The sequence below is a fragment of the Streptomyces sp. NPDC060198 genome (assembly GCF_042728415.1).
Taxonomy (GTDB): Bacteria; Actinomycetota; Actinomycetes; order Streptomycetales; family Streptomycetaceae; genus Streptomyces.
Window position 1 is genome coordinate 1 of record NZ_JBHWZJ010000314.1, and the last position, 8105, is coordinate 8105.

8 protein-coding genes are annotated in these 8105 nt (G+C 71.3%); 6 read left to right on the top strand and 2 right to left on the bottom strand.

The annotated features are described in order from the left end of the window. Positions 1–37 precede the first annotated feature (37 nt). Both ACFWEP_RS27605 and ACFWEP_RS27610 read right to left on the bottom strand, forming a co-directional pair. Positions 38–235 carry a DUF4236 domain-containing protein gene (locus tag ACFWEP_RS27605; protein ID WP_327179324.1) on the bottom strand — a complete coding sequence of 66 codons (198 nt, stop codon included), beginning with the start codon at positions 233–235 and terminating at the stop codon, positions 38–40. Positions 236–381: 146 nt separating this feature from the next. Continuing rightward, complete coding sequence (locus ACFWEP_RS27610; protein ID WP_387373918.1) at positions 382–1089, bottom strand: DUF2470 domain-containing protein; 708 nt, start codon at positions 1087–1089, stop codon at positions 382–384. A 475-nt stretch (positions 1090–1564) separates the two neighbouring features. Here ACFWEP_RS27610 and ACFWEP_RS27615 point away from each other — a divergent pair, with 475 nt between their 5' ends. Genes ACFWEP_RS27615 through ACFWEP_RS27640 form a run of 6 tightly spaced genes read left to right on the top strand, consistent with a single transcriptional unit; the run spans position 1565 to position 7868 of the window. Beyond that, on the top strand, positions 1565–2410 hold the full coding sequence (locus ACFWEP_RS27615; RefSeq protein ID WP_387373928.1) for an STAS domain-containing protein: 846 nt from the start codon (positions 1565–1567) through the stop codon (positions 2408–2410). Next, positions 2407–2784: an STAS domain-containing protein gene (locus tag ACFWEP_RS27620; RefSeq protein WP_387373920.1), complete on the top strand. Its 378-nt coding sequence runs from the start codon at positions 2407–2409 to the stop codon at positions 2782–2784. The genes ACFWEP_RS27615 and ACFWEP_RS27620 overlap by 4 nt, the downstream gene beginning before the upstream one ends. Further along, positions 2781–3206 carry an anti-sigma regulatory factor gene (locus ACFWEP_RS27625; protein WP_327179326.1) on the top strand — a complete coding sequence of 142 codons (426 nt, stop codon included), beginning with the start codon at positions 2781–2783 and terminating at the stop codon, positions 3204–3206. Before ACFWEP_RS27620 ends, ACFWEP_RS27625 begins: the two co-directional genes overlap by 4 nt. Then, positions 3194–4414 (top strand): ATP-binding SpoIIE family protein phosphatase, encoded by a 1221-nt coding sequence (locus ACFWEP_RS27630; RefSeq protein ID WP_387373922.1) that lies wholly within the window; start codon positions 3194–3196, stop codon positions 4412–4414. The genes ACFWEP_RS27625 and ACFWEP_RS27630 overlap by 13 nt, the downstream gene beginning before the upstream one ends. Next, positions 4411–6222 (top strand): hybrid sensor histidine kinase/response regulator, encoded by a 1812-nt coding sequence (locus tag ACFWEP_RS27635; protein WP_387373924.1) that lies wholly within the window; start codon positions 4411–4413, stop codon positions 6220–6222. The genes ACFWEP_RS27630 and ACFWEP_RS27635 overlap by 4 nt, the downstream gene beginning before the upstream one ends. Then, the gene (locus ACFWEP_RS27640) at positions 6219–7868 is read left to right on the top strand and encodes a SpoIIE family protein phosphatase (protein WP_387373926.1); all 1650 of its coding nucleotides are present in this window, start codon (positions 6219–6221) and stop codon (positions 7866–7868) included. The genes ACFWEP_RS27635 and ACFWEP_RS27640 overlap by 4 nt, the downstream gene beginning before the upstream one ends. Positions 7869–8105 lie beyond the last annotated feature (237 nt).

Here is an 8105-nt window from a genome sequence, read left to right on the forward strand (position 1 = left end):
GGTTCATCACCGGGTCCCCGTTTCCGTGCGGTGGTGGTCAGCCCCGGTGAGCCTGCCGGGTCTTGCGCCAGCCGAAGGGGCCCGGCAGGTTCATGGACGTGGTGCGGCGTCCGGAGCTGCTCCTGGTGCGCTTCGGGCCGTGCTTGCCGCCTGTGGTGACGGACCACGAGTGGCGGTTGATGTTGAGACGCACGCCGGGCAGGATCTGGAAACTCTTCCGAAAAGTGAGCGGCATCGCTGTCTCCTTCTGTCAGGAGTCCGGGGTACTCCTCTGTGTGACATCCGCATAACCCGATCCCGGAGATGTACACCTCGCATTTATGTGACGTACCGTCAGTTTCGGTTCGCTAAGGCCGGATTGGTGTGGGGGCGACCGTCCTGTCAGGTGAGCAGCGGGCCGAGGTGGGACGCGCGGCGGGCGGCGGACAGCAGTGCGTGGATCTGGGGGCCGGCCTGGTCGAGGCCGGTGATCGGGGTGGCGAACGGCAGCCGCTCGTCCTGGTGGGAACCGGGGAACTCCAGCCGCAGAGTCATGCCGTAGCGGTCCAACGCCAGCGGGACCGCGCGGAGCATCCCGCGTCCGGGGCGCGGGCGCACGAGGCGCACCAGGAGGGGGATCAACTCCTGGTGACTGTCCATGAGATGCATCAGCATGCCCGCCTCGCTGGTGGTGGTCGGGTCGAGCGGCGCCTCTTCGAGCTCCTCCATCGTCACGAAGTGCCGGTCCCCGTCGCGTTCCAGGACGGCCTGCCCGAACTCCACGCAGGCCGACGCGGGGGACTCGTCGTCGTAGGGGGCCTCCATGAGGCCGGTGAGGGTCACCCGGGCCCGCAGCCGGTCGCGCACGGAGGTGGGGGCGATGTCGGTGAGCTCCAGGCGTACGGGGATGCGTGGAGCCGAAGGGGAGCGGGTGCCGTCGTCGGGCGCGTGCAGATGGACGGCACCCATGGCGCCGCCGTCCTCGTCGAGCCGGTGGACCTCGTGGTGCCTGCCGTCGCTCACCACCGTCATCGACTGGGCGGCCCGGAGGATGGACCGCACGCACTCGGCAGGGGTCGGCCGGGCGGGGTGGCTGCTGTGTGTGCGCATACCGGTGCTCCAGAGCGGTGGATTCGAGCGGACGTGAACTTAGGTATGCCTAACCTAATCACATGATGGGTCGCTGGAGTGGCAGCGGCACCCTTCCCGTCGGTGGACATGCGGGCTTCCCGTGTGAAGGGCCGAAGTCGGTTGTGGAGGATTAGGGGCGGCGATGTGGGGGCAGGCGGGGTCTGCGCGGTGGGGTGGCAGTCCCCGCCTGCGTGGCGGCCGGGCCGATCCCGCAACGGAACGGCTCGCGGGGGCATGCCCTCCGGCATGTCTCCAGATGCATGCCCCCGGCATGTTTACCGTCGGGCCCCGATCGGGTGGAGGGTGTTCGAGCCCTCCGTCGAGCGCTGCTCGCACGAGTCTGGGGTATGTGGCATTTGTCGCAAGCCGGGCAACGCCTGGAGCGGCCGATCGATGGCTTACGCTGCGAAGAACGACCCGTATCAACGGGACGCAACTGGAGGGGATCACCGTGGTGGCGGAACAAGACATATCGGCGAGGGTCGTCACGCTTCTCACCGAGCAGCGTGAATCGCTGGAGGCTGCCTGGGTGGAGTCGGTCTCGCGCACGCTGCGCGGGCGCGTCTCTCTGGCCGAGCTGGACCGTGAACTGCGCGAGCTGTACACCGCTCTCGTGGAGGCACTGCGCGCGGGCGGCGGGGACGCGCACGCCGAGGAGTTCGCCGAGGTCCGCGCGCTCCTGGGCGAGCTGTCGCGCAACCGCGCCCGCCAGGGCTTCACGCCGACGGAGACGGCGACCAGCGTTTTCGCGTGCAAGGAGCTCCTGGCTCCGACCGCGGACACGTCGGCCACCGACATCCACTCCTCCCTGTGGTTCGGCAAACTCCTGGACGCCCTCGGCCTGTACACCATCGAGGTCTATGCCAAGGCGCGCGAGGAGATCATCAGCGCCCAGTCCGAACAGCTGATGGAACTCTCCACCCCCGTCGTGAAGCTGTGGGACGGCGTGGTCGCCGTTCCGCTCGTGGGCACGCTCGACTCGGCGCGCACCCAGGTGGTGATGGAGAAGCTGCTCCAGACGCTCGTCGACACCGGCTCCGACCAGGCCATCATCGACATCACCGGTGTCCCCGCGGTGGACACCGAGGTTGCCCAGCACCTGCTCAAGACGGTGGTCGCCGCCCGGCTCATGGGCGCGGAGTGCACCATCTCCGGCATCCGTCCGCAGATCGCCCAGACCATCGTGGCTCTGGGCATCCAGTTCGGCGACATCGTGACCAAGGCGACGCTCGCGGACGCGCTGAAGCACGCGCTGCGCCGTGCCGACAACGGCCTCACCACCTCGGGCGGCCGGGCGTGAGCGAGCGCGTACCCGTCCTGAAGATCGGCGAGGTCCTCCTGGTGTCCATCCAGGTGGATCTGGAGGACCAGACCGTCCTGGATCTGCAGGACGACCTCGCCGCCCGCATCGTCGCCACGGGCGCGAGCGGCGTCGTCATCGACATCACCGCCGTGGAGATCGTCGACTCCTTCGTGGGCAGGATGCTGGCCACCACGGCGGCCATCTCCCGGATGCTCGACGCGGAGACCGTCGTCGTGGGCATGCGGCCCGCCGTGGCCATCACCCTGGTCGAGCTGGGCCTGTCACTCGGCGGGGTGCGTACCGCCCTGACCCTGGAGAAGGGGCTGGACATCCTGGCCCGGTCGAACAACCGCCGTCCGGCACGGCCGTGAGCGGGCTCCCCTCCGTCCCGGAGGGCGAGCACGAGACCGTCACGGTCGCGTCGAACGACGACGTGGTCCGCGCCCGCCAACTCGTGCGCACCCTCGCCCAGCGGTGCAAGTTGTCGCTGGTCGACCAGACGAAGCTGGTCACCGCTGCCAGTGAGCTCGCCCGCAACACCCTGGTGTACGGCGGTGGCGGAGTCATGCGCACCGGCCTGGTGCGCCGGAACGGCCGCCTCGGCGTGACAGCCGTCTTCGAGGACTCCGGGCCCGGCATTCCGGACCTGGATCTCGCGCTCACCGACGGATGGACTTCCGGCGGTGGTCTCGGCCTGGGCCTCAGTGGAGCGCGCCGGCTGGTGGACGACTTCACCCTGGACACCGAGGTCGGCCGCGGCACCCAGATCGCGGTGACCAAATGGGCCCGCTGACACTCCCGATGCTGGACTCGCAGGACGTCGCATGGTTCCGCGACCCCCAATCCCTGCCGGCCGCCGCGAGGGGGGCCGCATCCGCCCTGGCGCGGCGCCTCGGCTTCGACGAGCAGCGCTGCGCCGAGGTCGCTCTCGCGGTGAGCGAGGCGGCGACCAACCTGGACAGGCACGCCGTGGACGGCACCCTGCTGCTGCGTGCGGTACGCACGGCGAACGACGCGGGCGTCGAAATCGTCACCATCGACGCGGGCCCGGGCATGGCCGACGTGAGCCATTCGCTGACCGACGGCGTCTCCTCGGCCGGCACGCTCGGCATCGGACTCGGCGCGATCACACGCCTCGCCGACTCCGTCGACATCCACTCCGTGCCGGGACACGGGACCGTACTGGCCGCCCGCTTCTGGACGAAGGAGGCGGCGGGGCGGGCCGCGGCCGCGGGCGAGCCCGTCGTCGCGGGGCTCACCCGGCCCATCACCGGCGAAGAGGCGTGCGGCGACGCCTGGGCGGCCCGGCCCGTCGGTGTCCGTGTTCCGGAGCCGCAGCCGGCACGGCGAACCGTCGGGCGGGAGGTGTCCAACGCCCTGGACTGGTCCGCGCTGACCGGATTCGGCAGGTCCCGCACCGACGCCCCGGCGGCGTCCGCGGTGCCACGCGTGCCGAAGGACGGAGAGCAGGGGAATGATCCGTCGTCGGACGGCCCCGCCCTGCTGCTCATGTTCTGCGACGGCCTCGGCCACGGACCACTGGCCGGCCGTGCGGCCGACGCCGCCGTCACCGCCTTCAGGGACGGCCGCGCGCAGTCCCCGGACGGTGTGATCCGGGAGATCCACACGGCGCTGCGCGGCGGACGCGGTGGAGCGGTCGCCGTCGTGCGCATCGAACCCGGTGCGCGCACCGTGTCCTTCTGCGGGGTGGGGAACGTCAGTACCTTCGTCGTCGACCCGGCCACGAACACCCGCCGCTCCCTGCTGTCCGCGCCCGGCATCGTCGGCCACCAGCTGCCGACCCTGCGTACGGTCAGCCAGGAACTGCCCCGCGACAGCGGCGTGATCATGCACTCCGACGGGCTGACCGAGCGCTGGCAGCCCGTCGCCCTGCCCGGTCTGCTGGCGCACTCCCCGATCGTCGCAGCGGCTCAACTGCTGCGCGAGGCGGGAGTACGCCGCGACGACGCCGGAGCAGTGGTCGCGAAGGGGGCGTGGTGACGCCTCCCGCCGCCGGAAGCTCCGCTCCTCTGGCCACCATCACGCTCGCCACCGAGCAGGACATCTTCGTGCTCCGGCGCAGCGGCAAGGCGGTCGCCGAAGCCCTGGGGGTCGAGCGGCAGGACCAGATACGCCTCGCCACCGCCCTCAGCGAACTGGGCCGGGACGTCCTCGGCACGTCCGGACTCAGGGTCACGTTCGGCACGGTGCCGGGTGCGTCCCCGGTGCTGCGGGTCGCCGTTCTCTGGCGGGACGGATCGGGCCCCGGGCGCGAGTCGATCGAGGCCGCCTCCCGACTCGTGCCGACCCAGCACGACCCGGTGGGACGGGCCGTGACGATCGAACAGCAGCTCTCGGCCGCCGCCACCACCCCCGACAGCCTGCGGCGGGCCCAGGACGTCCTCAACGCGCACCGGGGTTCGACGGAGCTGGAGGACGCCCGCGCGCAGACCATCGACCTGATCGCCGCTCTGGAGGAGTCGCGGGCCCAGCGTGAGGAGCTTCGCCGCCTGAACGAAGAGCTGGAGGAGACCAACCGGGGAGTGGTGGCCCTCTACTCCGAACTGTCGGAGGAACTGGAGGAGACCAACCGCGGAGTGGTGGCCCTCTACGCAGAACTCGAGGAGAAGTCGAGCCAGCTGCGCGACGCGAGCGAGGCGAAGACCCGGTTCTGGGCCAACGTCAGCCACGAACTGCGCGCCCCGGTGAACTCCGTGGTGGGCCTGGCCCGACTGCTCCTCGACATCGACGGCGAGACCCTCGACGAGGAGCAGCGCAGGCGGATCTCGATGATCTCGGCCTCCGGCGCCACCCTCCTCGCCCTCGTCGACGAACTGCTCGACGTCGCCAAGGCCGAATCCGGACGCCTGGAACCCCACTGGGAGTCCATCGACCTGCGTGCCACCCTCGGCCAACTGCACGGCACCCTGCGGGGGTACGCGACCGGGGAGGGCGTCACGCTCTCCGTGGCCGACTCCTGGCCGGGCGCGACCCTCGTCAGCGACGAGGTCATGCTCACCCGTATCCTGCGCAACCTGCTGACCAACGCGCTGAAGTTCACCGAGGAGGGAACCGTCCGGCTCGACGTGGCGGCCGGGAACGGCGAACGCGGCGCGGAGGTCGTCTTCACCGTGACCGACACCGGCGTCGGCATCCCGCCGGAGGAACAGCACCAGGTGTTCGAGGAGTTCTACCAGGTCCGCGGAGCGCACCAGCGCGGCCGCTCCGGGACCGGTCTCGGCCTGCCCTACGCGCGGCGCCTCACCGAACTCCTCGGCGGCAACCTCGTCCTCGTCAGCACCCCGGGACAGGGCACCGAGGTCACCGTACGGCTTCCCGCCGCTCCGCCCGGAGCCGATTCCGCGCACGCCGAGCACCGCACCCCCGCACAGCTGGCCCTCCTCGTCACCGTCGACGACGACGAGGTCTTCCGCAGCACCCTGCGACCCGTACTCGCGCGACTCGCCGACCGCGTCGTCGAGGTGGGCGAGGGCGGCCGGGCGGTCGACACGATCCGCCGGGAACACCCCGAGGCGGTCCTGCTCGACCTGCACATGCCCGACATGGACGGCTACGACGTACTGGCGGAACTCGCGGGCGACAGCGACCTGTCCGGCATCCCGGTGATCGTCATCACCTCGGCCGCCGACGAGACCCTGGACCACGAGCGTCTGACCCACGCGCGGGCCGTCCTCGACAAGTCCACGCTGAACCTCGCCCGGCTGGCCGACGCGTTCGGGACCTTCCCGGAGCGGGTCCCGGACCCGGACGAATCCCCTCGAAGGGCCGAAGAGGGCGGCACGGGATGAGTCCCCTCGCTCACGCGGACAGCGCGGTCGCCACGGTCATGGTTCTCGACGACAACGACACCAATCGTTACATCGTGGGAAGTTGGCTGCGCCGCGCCGGACACACGGTCGTGGAGGCCGCCGACGGTACCGAAGGCCTCGCGCTGCTCGCGAAGTCGCCCGACGCACTGCTGCCCGAACTCGCGATCGTCGACGTGAAGCTGCCGGACATGAGCGGATTCGAGGTGTGCGAGCAGATCAAGGCCGACCCCCGGACCGCCCACCTGCCCGTCATCCACGTCTCCGCCACGGCGATCGAGGTGAGCGACCGCACCCAGGGACTGCACCGGGGTGCCGACGCCTACCTGACCGAACCGATCGCCCCGGACGAACTCCTGGCGACCGTCACCGCCGCCCTCCGGTACGCCCGCGCGCGCCGCCGCGCCGAGCGGCTCGCGACCCGGGTCGCCGCGCTCAACAGCAGCACCCTCGCCGTGTACGCGGCGAGGGACGGCGAGGCCTTCACCCACGCGGCGGCGGCCGGAGCCGCCGTGCTGATGTACTCGCCCGCCGTGGCCGTCGCCCTCAGCCCCGACGGCCGGACCGTATACGTGGTGCCGCGACAGGCCGGCCGCCCCCGAGGATCCGGAGAGCCGCCGGTCACCCTCGCGCAAGGCGACGCCCGCCTGCTGGACTTCCTGTCGGAGAGGGCCCTCGGCGACTCCACCGGTACGGAGATCGCCGTCCTGTCGGGCGCCGAGTGGAAGGAGCTGGCCTGCCGGGACGGAAACAGCCACCCCGACGTCTTCCCCGACCGGGTCGCACTGGTTCTCGCCCGCACCAAGCGGGGCCGGCCCCCGGTCGCGCTCGCCGTCGACGCCGCGACACTCGTCGGCGACGACGATCGGGAGCTGCTGTCCCAGCTGGCCCAGGCGTGCGCGCTGGCCCTGGAAGCGCTGCGCAGCCACAGCGAGGAACACGCACTGGTCCTGGCCCTGCAGCGTACGTTCCTGCCGGACCGGCTGCCCGACGTGCCGGGGGTGGACATGGCGGTCCGCTACGAACCTGCCGCCGACCTCGCGGAGATCGGCGGCGACTTCTACGAGGCCATCGAGACCCCCGGGGGTCTGCTCCTGGCCATCGGAGACGTCGCCGGACACTCCCTCAAGGCAGCCATGATCATGGGCGAGGTGCGCCACGCCCTGCGCGCGTACGCCATCGAGGGCCACGATCCGCAGACCCTGCTCATCCGGCTGGACGCCCTGCTGGTGCGCCTGAGGCCGTCCATCACCGTCACCGTCTGCCTGGTACTGGTGGAGCCGGGCGGCAGACGGGTGCACATCGCCAACGCCGGTCACATCCCGCCCCTGTTGAGACACCCCGACGGCTCCACCCGCTATCTCACCGAGCACGGCCCGCTGCTCGGGCTCAGCCTTCCGCACGAACCCGCCGTGCCCTACGACGTGCCCGCGGGTTCGACGCTGTTGCTGCTGACGGACGGGCTGATCGAAGTCCCGGGCGAGGACCTCGACGACAGCATGGCCGCCCTGGACCGCACCCTCGCGGCCTCCTCGCCGGAGCTGGAGGAGCTCTGCGACACCCTGCTGGACGCCTTCGGCAAGGGGAAGACGGACGACATCGCGATCCTGGCGGCCCGGATCGGCTGAGTGCGCCTCCACGACCCACGGCCCGGACGGCCTTTGTCCGTGCCGGCCCGCGGGGCTCACCGACCCACGGGGCCGTCCGCGCGTCAGCCGGTGCGAGGCCCTCGTGGCGTCCGGCGGCCCCGTCGGACGCCCCAGCCGCCCGACGGAGGGCCGAACGGCCCTGTCCCCAGGTGCACTCGGACGTATTCACTGCGAGTCGTCGCATGCCGCGGGCCGGTCCGACGGCGACACCGTGCA

Coding starts and splice junctions, on each gene's coding strand:
- ACFWEP_RS27630 (WP_387373922.1), top strand. CDS start 3,194: ATGGGCCCGCTGACACTCCCGATGCTGGACTCGCAGGACGTCGCATGG.
- ACFWEP_RS27640 (WP_387373926.1), top strand. CDS start 6,219: ATGAGTCCCCTCGCTCACGCGGACAGCGCGGTCGCCACGGTCATGGTT.
- ACFWEP_RS27610 (WP_387373918.1), bottom strand. CDS start 1,089: ATGCGCACACACAGCAGCCACCCCGCCCGGCCGACCCCTGCCGAGTGC.
- ACFWEP_RS27605 (WP_327179324.1), bottom strand. CDS start 235: ATGCCGCTCACTTTTCGGAAGAGTTTCCAGATCCTGCCCGGCGTGCGT.